The sequence below is a fragment of the Photobacterium piscicola genome (genome assembly GCF_900166965.1).
Taxonomy (GTDB): Bacteria; Pseudomonadota; Gammaproteobacteria; order Enterobacterales; family Vibrionaceae; genus Photobacterium; species Photobacterium piscicola.
Genome location: NZ_FUZI01000003.1, coordinates 358946 through 380182 on the forward strand (window position 1 = coordinate 358946; position 21237 = coordinate 380182).

General features: G+C 35.9%; 17 protein-coding genes. 9 read left to right on the top strand and 8 right to left on the bottom strand.

What is annotated here, in order from left to right; genetic code table 11:
- Positions 1-6: 6 nt before the first annotated feature.
- Both CZ809_RS10605 and rsuA read right to left on the bottom strand, forming a co-directional pair.
- A complete protein-coding gene (locus CZ809_RS10605) occupies positions 7-1197 on the bottom strand; it encodes a Bcr/CflA family multidrug efflux MFS transporter (RefSeq protein WP_080157605.1) in 1191 nt (396 codons plus the stop codon).
- Positions 1198-1424: 227 nt separating this feature from the next.
- On the bottom strand, positions 1425-2123 hold the full coding sequence (rsuA, locus tag CZ809_RS10610; protein WP_080157606.1) for a 16S rRNA pseudouridine(516) synthase RsuA: 699 nt from the start codon (positions 2121-2123) through the stop codon (positions 1425-1427).
- Between the two features lie 302 nt (positions 2124-2425).
- Here rsuA and CZ809_RS10615 point away from each other — a divergent pair, with 302 nt between their 5' ends.
- From CZ809_RS10615 to CZ809_RS10625, 3 genes are all read left to right on the top strand, one after another.
- A complete protein-coding gene (locus CZ809_RS10615) occupies positions 2426-2920 on the top strand; it encodes a GNAT family N-acetyltransferase (protein ID WP_080157607.1) in 495 nt (164 codons plus the stop codon).
- A gap of 138 nt (positions 2921-3058) precedes the next feature.
- Positions 3059-3613 carry a LemA family protein gene (locus CZ809_RS10620; RefSeq protein WP_080157608.1) on the top strand — a complete coding sequence of 185 codons (555 nt, stop codon included), beginning with the start codon at positions 3059-3061 and terminating at the stop codon, positions 3611-3613.
- A 13-nt stretch (positions 3614-3626) separates the two neighbouring features.
- On the top strand, positions 3627-4586 hold the full coding sequence (locus CZ809_RS10625) for a DUF3137 domain-containing protein (RefSeq protein ID WP_158258939.1): 960 nt from the start codon (positions 3627-3629) through the stop codon (positions 4584-4586).
- A gap of 63 nt (positions 4587-4649) precedes the next feature.
- Here CZ809_RS10625 and CZ809_RS10630 read toward each other — a convergent pair whose 3' ends face one another.
- Entirely contained in the window at positions 4650-5243 is a 594-nt protein-coding gene (locus CZ809_RS10630; protein ID WP_080157610.1) for an NlpC/P60 family protein, read from the bottom strand.
- A 281-nt stretch (positions 5244-5524) separates the two neighbouring features.
- Between CZ809_RS10630 and radD the strand changes: the two genes are divergently transcribed.
- Positions 5525-7270: a DNA repair helicase RadD gene (gene radD / locus CZ809_RS10635; protein ID WP_080157611.1), complete on the top strand. Its 1746-nt coding sequence runs from the start codon at positions 5525-5527 to the stop codon at positions 7268-7270.
- 470 nt (positions 7271-7740) lie between these two features.
- On the opposite strand, the gene CZ809_RS10640 is transcribed toward radD, so the two are convergent.
- The 3 genes from CZ809_RS10640 to CZ809_RS10650 all read right to left on the bottom strand — a co-directional run bounded on the left by CZ809_RS10640 (position 7741) and on the right by CZ809_RS10650 (position 10841).
- Positions 7741-8397, bottom strand: a complete 657-nt coding sequence (locus CZ809_RS10640; RefSeq protein WP_080157612.1) for a hypothetical protein — start codon at positions 8395-8397, stop codon at positions 7741-7743.
- A 204-nt stretch (positions 8398-8601) separates the two neighbouring features.
- On the bottom strand, positions 8602-9483 hold the full coding sequence (gene lepB / locus CZ809_RS10645) for a signal peptidase I (RefSeq protein ID WP_080157613.1): 882 nt from the start codon (positions 9481-9483) through the stop codon (positions 8602-8604).
- Between the two features lie 350 nt (positions 9484-9833).
- The gene (locus CZ809_RS10650; RefSeq protein ID WP_080157614.1) at positions 9834-10841 is read right to left on the bottom strand and encodes a transposase; all 1008 of its coding nucleotides are present in this window, start codon (positions 10839-10841) and stop codon (positions 9834-9836) included.
- Between the two features lie 454 nt (positions 10842-11295).
- Here CZ809_RS10650 and CZ809_RS10655 point away from each other — a divergent pair, with 454 nt between their 5' ends.
- From CZ809_RS10655 to CZ809_RS10670, 4 genes are all read left to right on the top strand, one after another.
- A complete protein-coding gene (locus CZ809_RS10655) occupies positions 11296-13329 on the top strand; it encodes a hypothetical protein (protein WP_080157615.1) in 2034 nt (677 codons plus the stop codon).
- A 123-nt stretch (positions 13330-13452) separates the two neighbouring features.
- Entirely contained in the window at positions 13453-14166 is a 714-nt protein-coding gene (locus tag CZ809_RS10660; protein ID WP_080157616.1) for a hypothetical protein, read from the top strand.
- 350 nt (positions 14167-14516) lie between these two features.
- Complete coding sequence (locus tag CZ809_RS10665) at positions 14517-15194, top strand: hypothetical protein (RefSeq protein WP_080157617.1); 678 nt, start codon at positions 14517-14519, stop codon at positions 15192-15194.
- Positions 15195-15310: 116 nt separating this feature from the next.
- Positions 15311-16048, top strand: a complete 738-nt coding sequence (locus CZ809_RS10670) for a hypothetical protein (RefSeq protein WP_080157618.1) — start codon at positions 15311-15313, stop codon at positions 16046-16048.
- 244 nt (positions 16049-16292) lie between these two features.
- Here the strand turns inward: CZ809_RS10670 and CZ809_RS10680 are convergent, their stop codons facing one another.
- Positions 16293-16520 (bottom strand): amphi-Trp domain-containing protein, encoded by a 228-nt coding sequence (locus tag CZ809_RS10680; RefSeq protein ID WP_080157619.1) that lies wholly within the window; start codon positions 16518-16520, stop codon positions 16293-16295.
- Positions 16521-16881: 361 nt separating this feature from the next.
- Between CZ809_RS10680 and gss the strand changes: the two genes are divergently transcribed.
- Positions 16882-18762: a bifunctional glutathionylspermidine amidase/synthase gene (gene gss / locus CZ809_RS10685; RefSeq protein WP_080157620.1), complete on the top strand. Its 1881-nt coding sequence runs from the start codon at positions 16882-16884 to the stop codon at positions 18760-18762.
- 99 nt (positions 18763-18861) lie between these two features.
- Here gss and CZ809_RS10690 read toward each other — a convergent pair whose 3' ends face one another.
- On the bottom strand, positions 18862-20997 hold the full coding sequence (locus CZ809_RS10690) for a TonB-dependent hemoglobin/transferrin/lactoferrin family receptor (protein WP_080157621.1): 2136 nt from the start codon (positions 20995-20997) through the stop codon (positions 18862-18864).
- Positions 20998-21237: the final 240 nt, after the last annotated feature.

Sequence of the window (21237 nt, forward strand, 5' to 3'; positions counted from 1 at the left end):
CAACCTTTAAGCTGTGCGGGCAAGGAACCAATAAAAACCAGCCGATAATATAGCACATGATGCCATGGTCAATGCCATTGGCCATGCATTACTATCCGGCATTAATGCAACCAGACCACCAACAATAGAACCAATACCAAACCGGAACGTTCCACCTAAAGAAGAAGCAGTACCCGCCATTTGTGGATAGCTCGATAATAAACACGCCATGGTGTTACTACCAATAGTAGAGAGTGTACCGATAAATAACGCAACCGGAATAACAACACCCCATAAGCCTAACCCTAGCCATTGCCCCAAAAATAGCAACACACCAGCGGTTAATTGTATCGCTAACCCAAACCGCAACATCCAATGGGTACCTTTTCGTTTCACAAAACGGCCATTGATACTCGTAAACAAAATCATGCAAAGAATGTTCAAACAAAAGTAGTAACCAAAATTCTCAACACTGACGCCATAAATATCAATGTAGACAAAAGAGCCAGCGGTTAAGAATGTAAACATACCAGCGAAAGAAAAACCACTGCAACACACTAAGCCAAATGCAACTGGATTAGATAGTAGTCGTTTGTAATTTTTTATGATTGACGATAAATGAAACGGCATCCGTTTTTCTTTGGGCAACGTTTCTTTAATTTGGAAAAGAATAGACACTAAAACAATAACAGCAAAAACAGCTAACGCCCAAAAAACCGCACGCCAACCAAACCAAACGGAAAGATGACCACCCAACACTGGGGCAACTAATGGTGCGATAGTCATAACCAGTGTCACAAATGACATGGTTCGAGAGAACTCTTCGCGTTCAAACATATCACGCACAAGTGCGCCAATAATAACCGCCGCAGCCGCACCAGCAAAACCTTGCGCTACACGCACAATAGTTAACTCGGTAATATTAGTACTTAATGCACCTAAAATAGTTAACACTAAAAAGCTCACCGTACCAGCAATGAGCATCGGACGACGACCATAACTATCAGCTAATGGGCCATGAATTAACTGACCAAAAGCAAAACCTGCGGTATAAGCGGTTAAGGTGACTTGAACAGCACCAGGAGAAACTAAAAAGTCTTTGGCAATATTGGGCATTGCCGGTAAATACATATCAATAGCAAAAGGAGTTAAAGCGGCAATTGCACCGAGAATGAGAATGAGCTGTAAACTCAATTTAGATGAGGCTTGTTGAGTCATAAGGATTCTTTTTTATAAAAATAACAACGATAGGCCGAATATAATTGCTATTGAAGAGACAATGACCCTATTGTACGCTAAAAAACAACAATCATTCTTTCCTAATAGGAAATAAAAAATTTCTAACGGTTGTAACCCAAAGAGATGTTGTTGTTTAATATATCACTTATAAAAAAAGCACAAATAAGGCTATTTATGCTTTTTAGTTTTTAAAACAATCATTAAGATTATTTAGCTAGAAATGATGCAATCTCTTCATCCGTTAATGGACGGTATTGACCAGGTTCAAGATCTTCATCTAGTTCAACCGCACCTACGCGCTCACGGTGTAGACCGACAACACGATTACCTACCGCAGCAAACATACGCTTAACCTGATGATACTTACCTTCAGTGATGGTTAAGACACCCTCACGTTCACCTACAATTTCTAACTTTGCAGGTCGAGTAAGCTCTTTCTCACCATTCAGTTGTACACCAGCTTCAAATTGCGCAATATTTTCAGCAACAATAGGATCAGCCGTTTCTACAAAATATACTTTCTCACACACATGGCGTGGTGAAGTAATACGGTGTGACCATTGGCCATCATCTGTTAATAATGTTAAGCCGGTTGTATCACTGTCTAAACGTCCAGCCACATGCATTTTTTCAGGGCTAACTTCATCAAACAATACAAAAACAGTCGGATTGAAATCATCAACATGTGAACACACAAAACCTTGTGGTTTATTCAACATGAAGTAACGAGGCCCTTGCAGGCGAAGTGGACGACCGTTAAATTCTACATTGTTATCGTCACCGACAGAGAAAGAAGCACTGCGAACAATTTCGCCATCAACTTCAATCATTTTATCACGAAGAAGTTTACCGGCTTCTCTACGGGTGATACCTAAAGTGGTACCTAAGAATTTATCAAGCCTCATTGACTGGCTCCGCTACTTACAAAAGATTCGGTATTATAGGAAGCAAATCACAGATATGCATTAAAAACTTCATTTTCGAACACATTCATGCTTTAAACACATTGAAACGGCAACAAACAACAATAAAAATAGTTAACGCTGCCGTTATTTAATTAAAAATATGAACATTTCTATGACTCAATTGTCATATATCTGCTAGATTACAAATTAAAAAAATATTCACTCTATGCAAATACAACAACTTACTCACACGTTGTAATCAATAAAGCTTTCAAGATAAGGCTTTAACTTAGGGACTCAGTATGAACATTTCTCTTCGCACACCAATACTTTCTTCATTAGATAAATTTCTTCAGTTAATCGATGAATTATTTGATTATGAGGCCTTACCTCAAAAGGCAGAGCAGACCATGATCGCGGCGAAGCAACTGCTAAGTAATCCAGAATTGGGACAGGCATGGTTCATTGAAGTAGAACAGCACGGCGTTAAACATATTGCTGGGCATATTATTGTTAGCTACAGCTTCAGTCTTGAGCATGGTGGTAAAATTGGTTTAATCGATCAGTTCTATTTAAAAGCAGATTGGCGTCAACATGGCATTGGAACTGAATTATTACCACAACTTGAAGCATTGGTCATTCAAGATGGCGTTAAAGCATTATCACTTGAGGTCAATATCGGTAATGCGGGTGCACGTAATTTCTATGAAAAGCATGGCTTTACACCACGTCGTCAATTTTGCATGATGACAAAAAACTTAACAGAATCTCCAGTACCAGCCACTCTTGCCTCATAAATTAACCTAATAATGACGATTAATCTGCATTTAAGCCTTGTTTTGACAAGGCTTTTTTCGTTATAACTAAAGGAAACCTAAATACAGGTAGCCACACCCCTTGTTCCTCGCTACTGGTTTATATAAAGGAAAATAACAATGTTAATAAGTATAATCGTCTTTATAGCACTGGTTGCTGGGTTATATATTGCAATGCGCAACAGCCTTATTGGTAAAAAGAACCAAGTAGCAAATGCAGAGGCAAGCATTGATGTCATGCTGAAAAAGCGATTTGATTTACTCCCCAACTTAATTGAAACCACTAAAGCTTACATGAAGCATGAGCAGTCGGTTCTAACTGAGTTAACCGCATTACGACAACAATCACAGCATGTCGATACGGCAAATAAACCACAATTAGATAAACAGCTATCAGAAGCTGTTTCTCACTTTAAAATTGCGGTTGAAGCCTACCCTGATTTAAAAGCAAGTGAGAATACAGCCCTGTTAATGCGTTCAATTAATGAAACGGAAGAGCAAATTTCAGCCGCTCGTCGTAGTTTTAATGCCGCAGTAACACGTTATAACAACGCCATTGAAATGTTTCCATCAAGCTTTATCGCCAATCAAATGATGTTAACCACTTTACCGTTATTTGAAATTACAGACGTAGAACGCACTAACATTGATGCGGCACGTTTATTTAAGCAGTAGGACATCAGTATTTATGGATAGTAAACTTACTGTACTTTACGAAACCCATCTTAAACCTCAATTAGAAGCGCTTGATCAGGATCGTAAAAAAGTCATCAAACAATATTGGCTATCATTACTGCTTGGTGTCGGGTTTGCCGCTATTATCATTCCATTAAGCTTTATGTATAACTTTCAAGCTTTTGGTATTATTTTTTCGATTATTATTGCCATCGTTATGCACCGTTTATACAGCAAGCGATGGGATCAATATAAAAAAGACTATAAGCATAAAATTGTCACCAAATTAATCAGTTCTATTGATAGCAGCTTTAGTTATAAGCCAACACAATGTATTGATAAACTAGATTATAAAAATAGTGCCCTCTTTGGTCGCCACTATGATCGCTATCGCGGTGAAGATTTTATTGAAGGCCAAATTGATAAAACATCGTTACGTTTTTCTGAGTTACACACGGAATATAAAACCCAAGGTCGAGATAACAATGGCAAAAGCCAAGACCAATGGCACACGATTTTTAAAGGGCTCTTTTTCGTTGCTGATGCGAATAAACATTTCTCAGGTCAAACGACCATCATGCCGAAAAATCATAGTATTTTTTCAGCGATGGGACAAAAACTCTCCGATATTTTCAGCAATAACCAACAACAAGTTATTCTTGAAGATCCAGAGTTTACGCAACTGTTCAATGTGTACAGTAACGATCAAGTAGAAGCACGTTATTTACTGTCGCCAGCAATGGTGCAGCGGCTGATCAATTTCAGTAACCGCTCAGATCATACGATAGCCTTCTCATTTGTTAATGATCATCTGTATATTGCAATTTCAAGCTCTAAAAATTATTTTGAACCTAAATTGTTCCAACAAGCTGACTCACTAACATTTATTGCTTCTATTTATTACGATCTAAAGTTTGTTATTAATATCGTTGATGAACTCGACCTCAATACTCGAATCTGGACAAAGCCATAACAACCTGTCATAGATTGCAGCCATAAAAAAACGGAAGCTCAATGCTTCCGTTTTTATTACATATTATATGGCAACTAATCGTCTAATCTGCCAGAAATGCCGCTTCCAAAAAGTATGATGTAAATTTGAAATAGACACCCCTCGCGAGCTTGCTGAGTTCATAAAATCACCATTAGAAAGATAAATCCCCACATGACGTTCATTACGTCCTGTTTTGAAGAAGACTAAATCCCCTAACTTGGCTTGATCCTTACGCACTCGTCGACCTAGCTTTACCTGTCCTAACGTTGTTCGAGGTAAATATCGATGAAATACCTGACGGTACATCTTCATCACAAATGCAGAGCAATCAATCCCTCGATGGCTTGAGCCACCAAAATGATAAGGTGTCCCTTTCCATCCATAATAAGCATGGAAAATTTTACGTTTCACCAAGCGAACATGTCGTCGTTCTTGTGCCTTTGTAAGGTGATGAGCCTTACGTACATGGTGTTTATAGTGTAATGTGTGCCCTTGTCGCTTACTTTTATGTAAGTAATGACGATGAATACGAGCATGATGCACTGTTACATGAGCAGTCGTTCGCGTCGTCGACGCAGCGGCATACCATGATAAAAATGCCGATAAAACGATAATAATTCTGAAAATATAAAGCATTGGTCGAATTTTTAATTATAAGTAAAGATTATAGCTAAGTTACAATGTAACATTATTATTAGTGCTACATTGCCCTATTTATGCAATATATAAATTCAATAACGACCACGGCTATTACTTCAAAATAAACCTTATTTCCTTGACAAGTTTTATTTTACGCACTCTAACCAATTGGACGTTCATTCAGTAAATTATTGCTCTCTGTTTAGCAACCGTTAGCACTTGCCAAAATACTGGTTAAATGTACACTAGTAACAGTTCATTTGTCATAGATTTGCTGTATGTATACTTTACGTCCTTACCAACAAGATAGCGTTAACGCTACTATTCATTACTTTCGCAAACATAGCACACCCGCCGTTCTTGCTCTGCCTACTGGCGCAGGAAAAAGCCTCGTCGTCGCAGAATTAGCACGTATTGCTAGAGGCCGCGTTCTGGTGCTCACTCATGTAAAAGAGCTGGTGGAACAAAACCACGCTAAATATGAAAGCTATGGTCTTAAAGCGGCTATTTTCTCTGCGGGATTAGGACGAAAAGAAACCGATCAACAAGTGGTATTTGCTTCAGTTCAATCAATGGCAAACAGTCTTAATAAATTTCATGAACAATTTTCATTGCTGGTTATTGATGAGTGTCATCGCGTGCCTGATGATGAAAATAGCGCTTACCGCAAAGTTATCAAACATGTACAAACCGTTAATCCCAATATCAAAGTGCTTGGATTAACTGCCACCCCTTATCGATTAGGTACAGGCTGGATCTATAAATACCATACCCGTGGTCAAGTAAAAACGGAAACCGAGCGTTTCTTTCGCGATTGTATTTTTGAATTACCTATTCGTTACTTGCTTGATGAAGGCTTTTTAACTGAACCTAAAGTAATGGATATGGCGGTATTAGGTTATGACTTTTCATCACTGACACCATCCAATACAGGTCATTATAAAGAATCAGATCTTGATAGTGTGATCGAACAATCAGGCCGCGCTACACCAATGATCATCGAACAAGTCATCGATTACGCCAAAGATCGCCGCGGTATTATGATCTTTGCCTCTACCGTTAATCATGCTCAAGAGATCATGGGTTATCTCGCACATGAAAATGCCGCGCTTGTTATTGGCGACACTCCTCTTGATGAACGCGATCGAATCATTAATGATTTTAAAGCACAAAAAATCAAATACCTTGTTAACGTATCCGTATTAACCACCGGTTTTGATGCGCCCCATGTTGATCTTATTGCCGTATTACGCCCAACAGAATCAATTAGCCTTTATCAACAAATCGTCGGCCGTGGTTTACGGTTATTTGAAGGTAAAAAAGACTGCCTTATTCTTGAATATGCGGGTAACTGTTACGATCTCTATCAACCTGAAGTAGGTGATCCTAAACCGAATGGCGACAGTGAAGTGGTAATGGTTCCCTGCCCTGCATGTGGTTTCAATAATAGCTTTTGGGGCAAGCTTGATCCTGCTGGCTTCCTCGTTGAGCATTATGGTCGTCGTTGCCAAGGCTATTTTGAAGATGACGATACGGGTGAGCGTGAAGAATGTGGCTACCGTTTCCGCGCAAAATATTGCGAAGAATGTGGCGCAGATAACGACATTGCCGCTCGCCGCTGTCATCAATGTGATGCGGTGATGGTTGACCCTGATAAAAAGCTACGTGAAGCATTAAAGCTCAAAGATGCAATGATAATGAAATGCACCGATATGCGCTTAGAACCGGGTAAGAATAAGTTTGGTAAACCACAACTTAAAGTGGTTTATATTGGCGATGAAGACAACGAAATTAACGAGATTTGGCAGTTATCAACCAAGACCCAAAAAAGTGACTTTCTCGCCAAGTTCATTAATCCGCACTTAGTGGATAGGCATCGCCCCTTTACTGATACCGCCCCGACAAAAGTGGCAAATAACGAACATCGATTACGCCCACCAGAAATCATTATTGCCCGTAAAAGCGGTCGGTTTTGGGCTATTCGTGATAAATTATTCGATTTGGATCAGTATCAGAAAGGCTGAAGTAATAACTGATTAGCTGTACTGACTTTTACTCGTCTTACAGCTAATTTACTGTTTTTGAAGTTTATAGTTGGCTAGAAGTTAGTTAGTGATATTACGAGGGCATGAGAAGAAAAAACTTCAACTGATCCAATATGCCTTTATGTTAACGTTACTCTCACAACAAAAATTGTCCGTTTAACTGCATAACCCTTTTGTCCATGCTGTCAGCATGTCATGCAATTGTCGGGGATTTTTCGACCCAGATAAAAACATAAAAACATAAAAACATAAAAAAATAAGGATAATGGCATTAACGCGTAATAATTAAAGAGGATCTAATTATAAATCAATAAATTAAATTGATTGATTCACGCTAAGGATAACATTCGCTTCTTTTCAGCATCACCCTTCATGATATTCGTAATATTTGTCTTGTCCAACACTTGAATAGGTGTCGGCTGTGCGACACATATCCTTATCTGTTAACTTTATTTTTTATATACAAAAAAATCAGAATATTTATTATTATAGCGACTATTCAGGAGTTTCGTTAAGTTTTCAACTTTTTCATTTAATAAAGAAAACTCATCCACCATTCCTAATATATCTTTTGTATCCATAGTATAGTAATAATTAATCTGGCTTTGCAATGACTCGGTAATTACAATAATACTTTGCAGCTCTTGTAATATTTTTTGATGCGTTTTTTCAGATTGTGAGGTTAAGGAAACTCCCCAAAAAGCGAGTTCAGCATGAACTAGAAACAATTTTCTTCTTTCTGTGACAAGTTTATGCAATGCAATGCTACTCATTGTTAATAACTTTTGGCACTGCTCAGAATCAATAGGTATGCCTCCAGCTTGTGGGACTGATAGATTAAACGGGTACATTAGTTCAACAACGTGATCCCCTATTGCAACCAAAGCCGATATATAATCTTTTGAAGTTTGATAAGAATCTTCCCTTTTTCTTGATTCAAGCCACATTGAGTATGTTTTGTATACAATTAAAGCTGTAGCGAACGTTGATATTGCTGCTACTATATCAGTCCATGAAACATCCTTAACCAAAGCTTGATAATCAGTAGCTTCAATTAGCACACCAAGTAAAAAAATAACTATATAACTTATAATTTTAAAAACCATTACACTTACCAAAATAGAATTAACGCTGTAATAACACGTTTGCTACTGCACAAACCAACCTGAATTTTACCTCCTTAAACACCAAAATCTAATGAAAACATTGGACAGCCATATATTTTTATTTGAAATAAAATATAATCCAAAAAAACCGACGAGTTATTTGCACGTCGGTTTTATTATCTGAGCTTACTGTTTGTCGTCGTTCTAATGAATACGACCAATACGGTTGAAGCGAACGCCATTAGGTAACCAATGCGGCCACATTGAACCTGCATCATGATTGAAGGTAAAGCTGATCCAAATAAAGGTCGCTTTACCAACTAAGTTCTGCTCTGGCATAAAGCCCCAGTAACGGCTGTCTAAGCTGTTATCTCGGTTATCACCCATCGCAAAGTAATGACCTTTTGGTACAACCCATACGCCCATTGGTGAACCTGGTTGTTGGTAATAACGGTAAAGTTGTTCAGGTAATGCAGGATCTCGCAAAATGTGATGATTAACTTTGCCTAGTTGCTCGTTGTATTCATCTAATCGCACCCCTTGCTCTGTAAAATTAGTTAAACCAACATATTGTTTGGGTACTTCTTGCGCGACAGGACATACTTTTCGACCATCACAAGCCGGTTTAATATACAGAGTTTTGTTTTGGTAAATAACGGTGTCACCAGGTAAACCAACTACACGTTTAATTAAATCGATCTTTGGGTTAGACGGATCAATAAATACGGTAATGTCACCACGTTGTGGCTTACCCGTTGGAATTAATGTTTTATGGAAGATAGGATCGCGTAGTCCGTAAGCGAACTTTTCTACGCCAATAAAATCACCAGGAAGCAAGGTTGGTTGCATTGAACCACTTGGAATTTGAAAAGGTTCGATAATAAATGATCGAATAATCAAAATAGCAAACAATACAGGAAACAATGAGCGAGCTTGAGTCACCCAACCTGATGCACTCTCCTGTGTTAGCTCTGCTCGTTTAGGTTGCCATACAAACTTATCTAACGCGAACACAATACCTGTTATTAAGGTCGCAAGAGTAAGAATAAGTGAGAACAATTCTGCTGCGTTGAATACTGAAAGCATGTTCAATCCCAAAAACTGTGTAAATAGAATAATCTATGAATAAAATACGTCTTATTAAACCTGATTAATGTACTAAATAAAACGGTCCGATTTCGTAAACTATGATCTCACTGTGTTAGTCATTACTTTAATAATTTGAAGAACAATTTGGACAGCCAAATATTTTAGTTTCTAAATCGAGCCTCTAAAAAATAAACTATTCCACCAACAACAGACTCTTTTACTGTGAAAATTACCGCTTATTTTTATATTCTTGGTTAAATCGATTCTATTCCCATATTTCAGGATCAACAACGCCTACAATCCTGATGGTTATTGCAGTATTTTTATCTCATTCAAAGAAGCTATATTTAATTAGGATGTAACTGATAACTCGCTGACTTCCCTTTACACCAATGCCCACCTACATGTTGTTTGAAAGCACACATTTGGGACCATTTACCGCTTACATTGGCATAATGTTCCATAAATTGTTCACTGTGCTCAAGCCAAGCATCTGCTGTTATTCCCATTTGCTGTAAAATCTTGGGTTGATTAGGTGCAATAAAGCCTTTTTTATCATTTCGAATACACCGACCAGTCCAGTCAATTAGTTCCAGGTAATCAGCAAAAGCAAAGTTTATCCCTACGGTTTTAGCTTGATGTTCTCCGCCAACAAAGGGTAATAATTGGAAATGACTTTTGTTTGATGAGGATGGTTTAAAGGGAGTTTTCGTTTGATTATATTCACGAATACGCTGCTGAATTGAGGTGAAATCTGATTGCTCTAGTGATGGTGTAACTCCCGCCCTGATCGGATTTAAATCAACGTACATCATGCATGATAATAACGCTTGTTCGTCGAGTAATGCTTGAGACTTAAACCGCCCTTCCCAAAATGCACCTTTACATTGATCTTCTTTATTGGCTTTTCGCGCAATTTCTTCATTAAGACAGCGCATAAACCAGCTAATACTACCCAATCGTTGCTGCCATTCAGCCACTAACTTTGATAGTGCTTGTTGCTTATCTGCGCCTATTTGACCCTCTTTTAAAAAATCGACCGCGATTGGATGACCATTAAATAGCTGTAACCAGCGTGATATTACCGCTTCTGGAGTTAACTTTTGCTGCTGCTCTGTATCTATTTTAAGCACTAAATGATAATGGTTACTCATCACAGCATAAGCACACACATCAATACAAAACACAGCGGCTAATTGTTTGATTTTATTTACTATCCAACCACGACGATGCTGATAGTTTTTGCCATTATACGGATCATCCCCACACAAATATGCACGCCGTACACAGCGATTAATTACATGATAAAAAGGGGTAATTTGAGGCTCTATCAATTTTCGTCTTGAGATTGTCATTCGTTTCACCATAAGCAACTTGAAGCTTAACTATAGTAGCTCATGGTTGATGTGCAAGGTTATGGCTGTCCATTAATCTCTGATTAATCTTCTGAGACTGCAATGTCCCGATATAAAGGACTAACAAGCGGTAAATTTAGCTTGAGAAAAAAGATCTCATCATCATCGCCTCACAACCAGTAAAACAATCAAATTAAGCAGATATCATTAGTAGTTCTTATATGTCTCATTAATATTCCTCAAAAATTAATAAGGCATTTATTAATTAATTCAAAAGAAAAAATAACACTATTAATAAATACAAAGTAATTTATAAATCTATAATAATTTATTTATTCCCCACTCTTGAAACATAAAATTATAAATAAAATATCAAGTTATTTATTATAAATAAAATTAACACTTTTAAAAATATCAATCTAGTATCACTGTTAATACATTAGGAGGTATTAGCATGGTGAAAAAATACAACACGGTATTGACTGCAATACTTTTAGCTAACACTTTTAATACGACAGTTAGTGCACAAGAATTTTTTCCAGTTAGCAGCACTTGCAAAGTTCCTGAACTAGAAATGGAATTAATGGATTTCCAAGATGATATTGCTGATATATATAAAGTTGAATTTATCGCTTCTATTCCAGATAATTTTGAAAAAAACGTGAATGAGAAATTACCTAATTTTGCGTCCGGAGTGACAGAATTTGCGAATAAATTTGCTGCCGCTATTAGTCTTTCCATTGGAGGATTCGACCTAATTAAAGGTATTGAAACAGGCAACACAGATAAAACAACAGAAGGTATAGTTACGATAAGTACTTATATCGCACCAGAAGTCGCGGGAGAAGTCATTGGTACTTTATTTTCTCAATCAATAGCTGAGGCCGTAAACCCTGTTACAGCGGTAATCGTTGCTGAAGCACTTACTATTAATCAAGAAATAAAATTAGCATCGAAGGTCAATCAGATGATCGAAGCTGATCATAACCTCATGAAGATATACAAAAATTCAATAAGAAAAACTGACCAACAGTTAGACAAATTAAAAAAAATTATCGTTGGTAACTATGACCAAATATATAATTATGAATATGACGATTTTGGAGAAATTGTAGTAAAACTTCATAAAAATAGTTTTGAGACACTTAGTAACCGTTTAATGAACGAGTACTTTACAAAGCGTATTCAGTACCGTTTAAAAAAAAATATAAAGCCACTTGTAACCTATCCTAACTATCAAATTAGAAAATATACAGATATCAGTTCAATTACTGGACAGCTAGAATGGGTGGCGAATGAAATAGACCTTATATATTATACTACTAAAAAATTTGTACCTTACGGTAACGGGCTTTACGTACAGTTAAATAATGTTAATTGGACAGCGTTTCAAGATGGTGTTTATGCCATCTACAAATCTGAAGCCTTTAAGAATGCCTTTAATCATGCTTTTATATGGGTTCACAATACCTTATATCCTGTTCTTAATGTTATTGTGGATAAAATCTATGATGATCACGCACAGATTATGAATGATTTTAAGACAATACTAACAGATACCAGTTTTCTAAATGGTATTCAAAATTCAATGATAGCACCATATAATGAAGCAATTACAAAATACGTTGCTTGGCAAGAGTTTGGCTACCAAGTACTTAACACTTTAGATTACAGCGATGCTAAAACAACTGAAGCAATTGCTGACATGGTAAATATACTCAACCCTATCATAGGTTCTGTTGTCGAAATTCCATTAGTCAAAAGAATTTCAAATGACGTTAACCTAGCACCACAAGTCTTTACAATTACCAAGTTATTTATAGACCAAAATGTTGATATAACTGACAAGGATAAGTTTATGGAAATATTAAATAAATGGTTCAACTCTGGTGGAAGTGATATTTCGCATGATGTTTATAATAAGATGGTTAAAGCTCATAAGACAGCCGCTGACAAATATACAAAGAAACTAGTTTCAAAATCTGACATTAATTTAGTACCAATTAACCAAACTAAGTTAAATGCTTTACTAAAAAAGATAGATGAAAACATAAAAAATGGAAACCTAAAAAAGAAAATTAATAAAGAACTTAAAGAACAACTTTCTTTAAAACTTCCATTTGGTGGTAATAATATTAATACCTCATACAGACTGTTAGATCTTGCTCAACGTGCAAGTTCAATTCAGAATAATTACTTTAAAGTTGTTGTAGATAATATTAATCGCACAATATCAGAAATTAAAAATAGCAATGATAAGATGTTCGCAGCAACACGTCTCAGTGAGCTACGTGAACGCTTAATTGCCATACATAAAAATCATAACAATGTAAATTATACATCAACTGAAATTCATAAATATACCAAAACTAATTTTGATTGGTTGACATTTACTAGCACACCATACGTAGAAACAGAACATCGAATGCTATTGTCATTTCTTGATGCTTTGATTAAAGATACTATAGAAAAAAGTAGAAAAAAGTAGAAAAAAGTAGAAAAAAGTAAAAAAAAGAAATTTAAGATACCACACATTAAGGAATTAAGATACTGATTTATTAAATATAACTATCATTAATTATAATGTTTTAATACAGCTATGGTATTTTATATGAGCGCTAGGTTTCTATTAAAAAAATTTTTATATCTTATATTATTAATTCCTACCTTATTACAGGCAGCAGTTGATCTAGAATTAGATATAAGTGAATTATCACCAGAGAGTCTTACAACAATGCCCCCAGTATTAATAGGAAAGAATGGAGAAAAAATTATTTCTGATATTAATTTCACTAATGAAAAAGTTTTACTTAATAAAATACCTGCAGAAAATGAAGCTCGTAGGTTACTAACAGCAACTGTTGATAAATATATATCGAAATCTAATGTTATCATAAATAAAATAATGAATAACATTATTGAAATTCCTAATCAAGTAACGAAAAGTAAAATAATACATAAACTAAAATTGAATAAGTCTTTCCTGAAAAATATTTTCAATGATCTTTATTTAAAAAAAACTGATATGGCAAATGTTTTCTATGTGACAAAGTTTAATAATGAGGCCGTTGTTATTACACAGGCAGAATTAATTGGAAGTGAATTAAATATAGAATTTGTCATGTCAAACCCTGATAATATTTTAAATACAATTTTAAATAATGAAGGCGCTATAAAAAGAGCAAGCGTTGAAAACATTAGGAGTATTGGACGTGATGTAATATCTAATAATCCGGTAATAAAAAAAATGAAAACTTATGTAGTATCATCAACATTAGAGGCTAATTACCGAAGGTTAGGATTCACTGAATTTACTTGTCTATAATGGTAATGGTAATGGTAATGGTAATGGTAATGGTAATGGTAATGGTAAAACACTAGTACTAGATATAAGAATAGTATCAGATCAAGATATCTCAACCATTATGCCGTTGGTAATAGATAAAAATGGTTCGAAAATAATTTATCTATGGAGGGAGGAATTAAAAGAGCCAGTGTTGAAAACATCAGAAATATAATACGTGATTTAAAAAAATAGTTCCTCTGTCGGTAGAGTTGAAGCCTATGTCGTCTCCCCTATTTTAGAATCAAATTTGAGACGTATGGGATTTAAACATATTCAGCAGGGATGTTAATTTTCCAACTTCATGCTGTGTTTAATATCTTGGTGATCAAATGTTAAGATACAACTATAAAATATTTTTATATTTAATAATCCTTTTATTCTCTATAGAAAGTTTTGCTATAGATGAAGTACTTAACTTAAAACTAAGCTCTTTATCAGAAAATGATATTGCTTTGATGTATCCGGTTATTATTGATAGCAATGCTGAAAAAGTAATTTCAACAACACCCTTCAGTAATGAAGTGTTTTTTTTGAATCGTGTTGAAGCAGAATCTCCAGCAAGGAAAGAGTTAAAAGACATATTAGGCTCATATATTAAGAGAACAAAAGCATTATTAAACAATATAAAAAAGAAAAAAATATTTATAGAAGATATAGCACTAAAAAATGAAATTAAATCGACTTTAAAAACAAATAAAGTACTCATGGAAGCAGCATATGAAGATTTTAAATATGATCAAATTAACACTGAAGTGAGATACTACACGACAAAGTATAACAATAAACCTGTTGTTCTTACACGTTCTATAGATACATTAGACACACTTGATATTGATTTGGTTATGTCAAATCCTGATAACATCGTTGATACCAGACTAAATCGTGCTGGAGCAATAAAACGTGCAAGTATTGAAAATGTCAGAAGTATCGCCAGAGATATACGTTCTAATTATCCATCAATTAGACATTTATCTGCTTATGTAAAATCACCAATTTTAGAAGAATAGGGTTTAAGACATCATTATATTGTAATTAAAACGCCTAACAGATAACTATTAATTCCTCGACTATAAATATGTAAAGAGAACATGCACACACACATCAATAAAAATGAGTAATAATTATGGCCAAATTTTTAAAATACTTTTTAGTAATATTAATTTTTAATCCCTCACTATGCTTTGCAGTAAACAATTCATTGTTTCTAGATCTCACTAAGGTTTCGGAAGAAAGTATTCATTCTATCAACCCGATAACATTAGATAGTAATGGTGATAAAATTATTTTAGACACGCTATTTATTAGCGAGAAGGTTTCATTAGATAAACCAAACGAAAAAAATGAATCACGCCGAATGTTGAAAACAAAAATTAAATCTTATATTGCAAGAAATAGAGAGTTAATAAAAAAAATCAACAGTGGCGAAATCGTTATACCCGATGATGATTTAAAATTTGATACTAAGCGTGATCTTATTAACAATCAACGCTTTTTAGAATCATCATATGAAGATTTCACTGAAAATAAAATAGAAAGTAATATTAACTATTACCTTACTAAGGTTAATGATGAAAATGTAATAATTTCAAGGACAGAAATAGATGAAGATTTGAGCGATGTTAATACACTTGAAGTAGACCTAGTGATGTCAAACCCAGATAACATTTTAAAAAATAGATTAAATCTACAAGGCGCAGTAAAAAGAGCCAGTGTGGATAATATTAGAAGCATTATTAGAGATATACGAACCAATAACACAACAATAAAACGAGTGACAGCGTATGTTATTTCTCCCATACTTGAATCAAATTATAGGAGAATGGGATTTGAAATTGATTATTGCTCATGGATAAATATCTAGATATTAAAAAGGTTACTCGCTCCAAACACAACCCTTGAGGTTGAGTATTTATAGCTTCTCGTTGCGCCATTTGATTTTGAATGCGATTCTTCTCCATCCCTTCGCCCTCATGCTCAATGCTGTATTCCGCACGATCGGACACATAAATACGCTCACCTACAATTTGAATGTCAAAGCGAGTGCCATTTTCTACCGCATCAGCAAGACGACGTAACTTGCAAGGTTATGGCTGTCCATTAATCTTTTAATCTTTGTTACACCACTTAATTTGAAATTCGATTTCTTCTTCGTTACCTTCACGTTCATGCTCTACGCTATATTCCGCACGAACAGGTACATAAATACGCTCACCTGCAATTTGGATTTCAAACCGGCTACCACTTTCTACAGCATCGGCTAAACGGCGTAATTTGGCCGCAAACTCAGCATTTGAGTAATGTTTTTCAATGTCTCTTTGTTTTTTATCTGTCATTTTTTAGCTCCTCTCAACCTATATCAAAACCAATAACGTTAAATAACAATAAGCATCGCCACGTCTATTTTTCACGCAACACATCACCTTAATGAATCATAAGAAAAAACAAGCTAATAAACTGCGACCACACTTCTATTTTTAACAATTCCACACACCCATCATATTGCGTAAAACGTCCATATCATTGAAATATATTTACAAGCCTATGTTCTGTATTGAAAACGCTTCATAAAAGTTTTAGCTTATAGAAAAGCCTTTATTTTCAACACTCCCCTGATGCGTATGCATTCAATAACGCTCACTATTCTGAGCCACATCATCGGTCGAAAAAGGTTAAACCATCAACTAGGCCAAGAACATGAATATAGATAATCCTAACAATGCCCCTTTCGGTACTTTACTCGGCTATGCAGCGGGGGGTATCGCTATTTATTCTTCTGATTACAGTACGATAGATGAAGATGAATATGCTGATGACTCTGCAATGAGGAGTTATGTTCATGGTGAATACATGGGATATAAATGGCAGTGTGTTGAGTTTGCGCGTCGTTTTTTATATATCAACTATGGATTGGTGTTTACCGATGTAGGAATGGCGTATGAAATTTTCTCGTTACGGTTCTTACGCCAAGTGGTTAACGATAAAATTTTACCCTTATATGCTTTTGAAAATGGTTCACGTCAAAAACCAGTTGTTGGATCATTATTGATTTGGCAAAAAGGAGGGGAATTCCAAGACACAGGCCACGTTGCGATTATTACTCATATTGAAGATAATAAAATAATGATTGCTGAACAGAATGTGACTTTTGCTCCCTTACCACTAGGTCAACAATGGACCCGTGAACTTACGTTACATGTTGAAGATGGTGGTTACACCATTGAAGATACCTTTGATGATACCGAAATTTTAGGTTGGATGGCTTACAATGCAGATGCAACTTATAGCCTACCCCAACCCTCACCTACCCCTGAGTTACTTAACATTCAAGCAGCTTGGCGATTAAATAGCGGTCAGTTTGCAAACGACTGGTTAGATAGCAATGACGAGCTAGAACAAACGTACTCGCGCGTTAATGCTAACAAGTTACTCAATGATGATATCTACCGCTATTTCACTATTTCAGAAAGTGCGGAACAAGAGCTGGCTAAAGCAACCAATGAATTGCATCTGATGTACTTACATGCAACAGATAAAGTGCTGCAAGATGATAATTTATTAGCACTGTTTGATATTCCAGAAATCCTATGGCCACGGCTACGTTTATCATGGCAAAAACACCGCCATAGCATGCTAACAGGTCGTTTAGATTTCTGTATGGATGAAAATGGCTTAAAAGTTTATGAATACAATGCTGACTCAGCTTCTTGTCATACTGAAGCTTGTTTGATAATTCAAAAGTGGGCCGAACAAGGTGGCGACCTGACTGAAAATAGCCCAGCAGAAGATTTGCTCAATGAGCTTGCCAGTGTATGGAAATATAGCCAACAATATTCCTTCGTCCACATAATGCAAGACGATGATGACGAGGAAGATTATCATGCTTTATTCATGCAAAAAGCACTGACCTTAGCAGGCATTGATAGCAAAATACTGAAAGGATTAGACGGTATTCACTGGAATCCAGCCGGACAATTAATTGATGATAATGAACGTTTAATTGAATGTGTCTGGAAAACATGGGCGTGGGAAACAGCCATAGATCAAGTGCGTGAAGTTAGCTCTACCGAATATGCAGCAGTGCCGATTCATACTGGCTATCCAGATACAAAAGTACGTTTAATTGACGTGTTATTGCGCCCTGAAATCAAAGTATTTGAGCCACTATGGACGGTGATCCCAAGCAATAAAGCGATTCTGCCCGTATTGTGGTCATTATTCCCTCATCATCATTACTTATTGGATACCGATTTTAGTATCACTGATGAACTCAGCCAAACAGGTTATGCGATTAAACCAATTGCAGGACGTTGTGGCAGTAATATCGATTTAGTCAGCCATAATGAATCTGTGTTAGATAAAACCGATGGTCAATTTAACGACCAGAAGAACATTTATCAGCAATTATGGTGTTTACCAAAAGTCGCTAATAAATATATTCAAGTCTGTACTTTTACTGTCGATGGTAATTACGGTGGTGTTTGTTTGCGTTCTGATAATTCATTGGTCATCAAAAAAGACAGTGATATTGAACCATTAATTGTTCTCGAAGACAGTGCATTTCTAAAAAATCTATAACACTTTAATTGTTAAAATCAAAAAAGCCGTGTTAATGAACTTTACATTAAAAAGATCATAACACGGCTTTATTCTTATTGTTTTTTAGCCCATAAAAGCTTAGAAATCGTAGTTAAGGTTGATACCAAAGTTACGTCCAGGCTGACTACGACGATCGATACCATCAGTCGTTTTGCTTGCACCTGCCAGATCTTGATATTCCCAATACTCTTTATCTAACGCATTAAACAATCCCGCACGAATAGTCATATCTTTTACTGGATGATAATACGTCGTTAAATCAACTACGGTGTAGCCAGCAACATTTAGATTATTTTTATCTTGCCAATTATCTTTTGCTGCAACCATCTTAATATCTACCGCAGTACCCCACGTTTCATTTGGTGCATCATAACCCACACCAACAACGGATGTTAACGGCGTGATTGTATCAAGTGTTTTACCCGTTTCTTTATCTTCACCATCTTGGTAGGCAATAGTAGCTTTAGCATAGGTACCCATAGGGGCATTAATAATTTCATCTAACCACACGTTTGCCGATAGTTCTGCACCGTAAATACGGGCTTTATCTATATTTTCATTGGTCGTAATATCGATATTATTAGAGTTTGTTGTCACTTTCTGAATAAAATTAGAATAATCATTATAGTAAACAGATGCCGTTACATTACCGATACGATTTTCTGCACGTAATCCTAACTCATAAGAATTACTTTCTTCAGGTTTAAGATTAGGGTTTGATTTAATAATGTACCCATGTGCAATATTATTTTTATCGTAATACATTTCATACAGTGTTGGCGCTCTAAATCCTTGACTGTATTGAGCATAAGTACTGAAATTATCGTTCCAATGATATACCGCACCTAAACGGGCAGTAAACGCTTCACTTTTATGATCTTCCAAACCAGAATTTGAATCGGGCTTAGCTTCAAATTCATCATAACGTGCGCCAGCTGTTACCACGGCTTTATCATTAAGCATGAAGATCTGATCTTGAATAAACACACCACGTTTTTCAGATTTCGCCTTCGGCACTTCCGTCGGCCCAGGCTTAGAAGTACCATTGTCTACATTATAATCAATGTAATTTAAATCAAACTCATCATTGACGATCGTCGCACCGTAAGTCAGTTTGTGGCGTGATTGCGTTAACTCAATGGCTTTAGCAAACTGAATATCAAATTGCTTACTGGTATCTTCCCCTTCACGATAACGGTTACGATTACCAAACATATCGGTATGATCATAATTATCATGTTGGCTATGTTGTTGTTGCCAATTGACTTGCCATTTTAATGAATCAAACACGGCATTATTTGCTAGCCATTCATGCTCAAAACCAAATCGTTTACGATTATCCTCATCGACACCGCGAGTTTTAGTATAAGTAAACCCAGGCATAACGCTATAACCATCACGAGACAAAATATCGCCATTAGCACTACGCGTATAATACTCACCCGTAAATCCAATGCGGTTAGCGTTGTTAATCTGATAAAACGCTTTCGCTAACACATTATGCGACTCTATATTCAATGGATCAGCTGACTTACGGTTTATCCCTTTGCTGTTGTCATGAGTATCATAAGCATCGGTCTCATGGCCATTACGGTAGGTATAGATGAACATTGTCTCTAAGTCACCAATTTGCTTAGCCACTTCAACACCTAACTTATATTGATCATCAGCACTTGCGTAACCACTCTTTAAACCTACATGCGATGATTCACCGTTTAATAAGTCTTCAGGATTTTTAGTACGCATGATCACTGTGCCACCCAAAGCATCACTGCCATACAAGGTTGATGTTGGCCCCTTATTGATTTCAATTGCCTTTAATGTATCAATTTCATAATTGTTGCTATTTTTACGCATTGCATTTGCGCCGGGGTTATAAGATGTTGGTTGTTCAACACCATCAACTAATACTTTAACGCGACTGCCTTTCATACCGCGAATAGTAATATCTTCCATACCAAATCGACCCTGACCATTGACTGAAACCCCGGGTTCATATTTCAATGCTTGCTTTACATCAGTCGCTAAATTTTTATTCATTTGTTCAGAAGTAATTTTAGCAACAGAGGCGGGTATATTTTTTATCGACTCTTCTGTTCGAGTACCAGAAACAACAATTTCATCAAATTGAGAAACGCTATCTTGCGCATAAAGTGATGGTGAAGAAAATGCCATAACGAGTGAGCTAGCGATAAGTGTCAGTTGTTTGTTCATAATTCCCTGCTTTAACAATAATCCAACAATGTAATTCGACGATGATTATACATATCTAAATGATAATTACTATCATTATCATTGGTATTATCGATTAAAAATAAGCAGATTCTTAAACTAATTAACTATTTGAATGAATGAAAATAAACCAGCTGATTACATATCCATTTGTCGCAGACGAAAACAATAAAAACTGATAAAATCGCAGCCAATGTTCTTGCATATAACAATATTGGTTGT

What these genes read in the sequence shown, in the direction of transcription:
- CZ809_RS10620 (WP_080157608.1), top strand. Translation starts at nt 3,059, where the DNA reads ATGTTAATAAGTATAATCGTCTTTATAGCACTGGTTGCTGGGTTATAT.
- rsuA (WP_080157606.1), bottom strand. Translation starts at nt 2,123, where the DNA reads ATGAGGCTTGATAAATTCTTAGGTACCACTTTAGGTATCACCCGTAGA.
- lepB (WP_080157613.1), bottom strand. Translation starts at nt 9,483, where the DNA reads ATGCTTTCAGTATTCAACGCAGCAGAATTGTTCTCACTTATTCTTACT.
- CZ809_RS10625 (WP_158258939.1), top strand. Translation starts at nt 3,627, where the DNA reads ATGGATAGTAAACTTACTGTACTTTACGAAACCCATCTTAAACCTCAA.
- CZ809_RS10615 (WP_080157607.1), top strand. Translation starts at nt 2,426, where the DNA reads ATGAACATTTCTCTTCGCACACCAATACTTTCTTCATTAGATAAATTT.
- CZ809_RS10630 (WP_080157610.1), bottom strand. Translation starts at nt 5,243, where the DNA reads ATGCTTTATATTTTCAGAATTATTATCGTTTTATCGGCATTTTTATCA.
- CZ809_RS10650 (WP_080157614.1), bottom strand. Translation starts at nt 10,841, where the DNA reads ATGACAATCTCAAGACGAAAATTGATAGAGCCTCAAATTACCCCTTTT.
- radD (WP_080157611.1), top strand. Translation starts at nt 5,525, where the DNA reads ATGTATACTTTACGTCCTTACCAACAAGATAGCGTTAACGCTACTATT.
- CZ809_RS10605 (WP_080157605.1), bottom strand. Translation starts at nt 1,197, where the DNA reads ATGACTCAACAAGCCTCATCTAAATTGAGTTTACAGCTCATTCTCATT.
- CZ809_RS10655 (WP_080157615.1), top strand. Translation starts at nt 11,296, where the DNA reads ATGGTGAAAAAATACAACACGGTATTGACTGCAATACTTTTAGCTAAC.
- CZ809_RS10690 (WP_080157621.1), bottom strand. Translation starts at nt 20,997, where the DNA reads ATGAACAAACAACTGACACTTATCGCTAGCTCACTCGTTATGGCATTT.
- CZ809_RS10680 (WP_080157619.1), bottom strand. Translation starts at nt 16,520, where the DNA reads ATGACAGATAAAAAACAAAGAGACATTGAAAAACATTACTCAAATGCT.
- CZ809_RS10640 (WP_080157612.1), bottom strand. Translation starts at nt 8,397, where the DNA reads ATGGTTTTTAAAATTATAAGTTATATAGTTATTTTTTTACTTGGTGTG.
- gss (WP_080157620.1), top strand. Translation starts at nt 16,882, where the DNA reads ATGAATATAGATAATCCTAACAATGCCCCTTTCGGTACTTTACTCGGC.
- CZ809_RS10660 (WP_080157616.1), top strand. Translation starts at nt 13,453, where the DNA reads ATGAGCGCTAGGTTTCTATTAAAAAAATTTTTATATCTTATATTATTA.
- CZ809_RS10670 (WP_080157618.1), top strand. Translation starts at nt 15,311, where the DNA reads ATGGCCAAATTTTTAAAATACTTTTTAGTAATATTAATTTTTAATCCC.
- CZ809_RS10665 (WP_080157617.1), top strand. Translation starts at nt 14,517, where the DNA reads ATGTTAAGATACAACTATAAAATATTTTTATATTTAATAATCCTTTTA.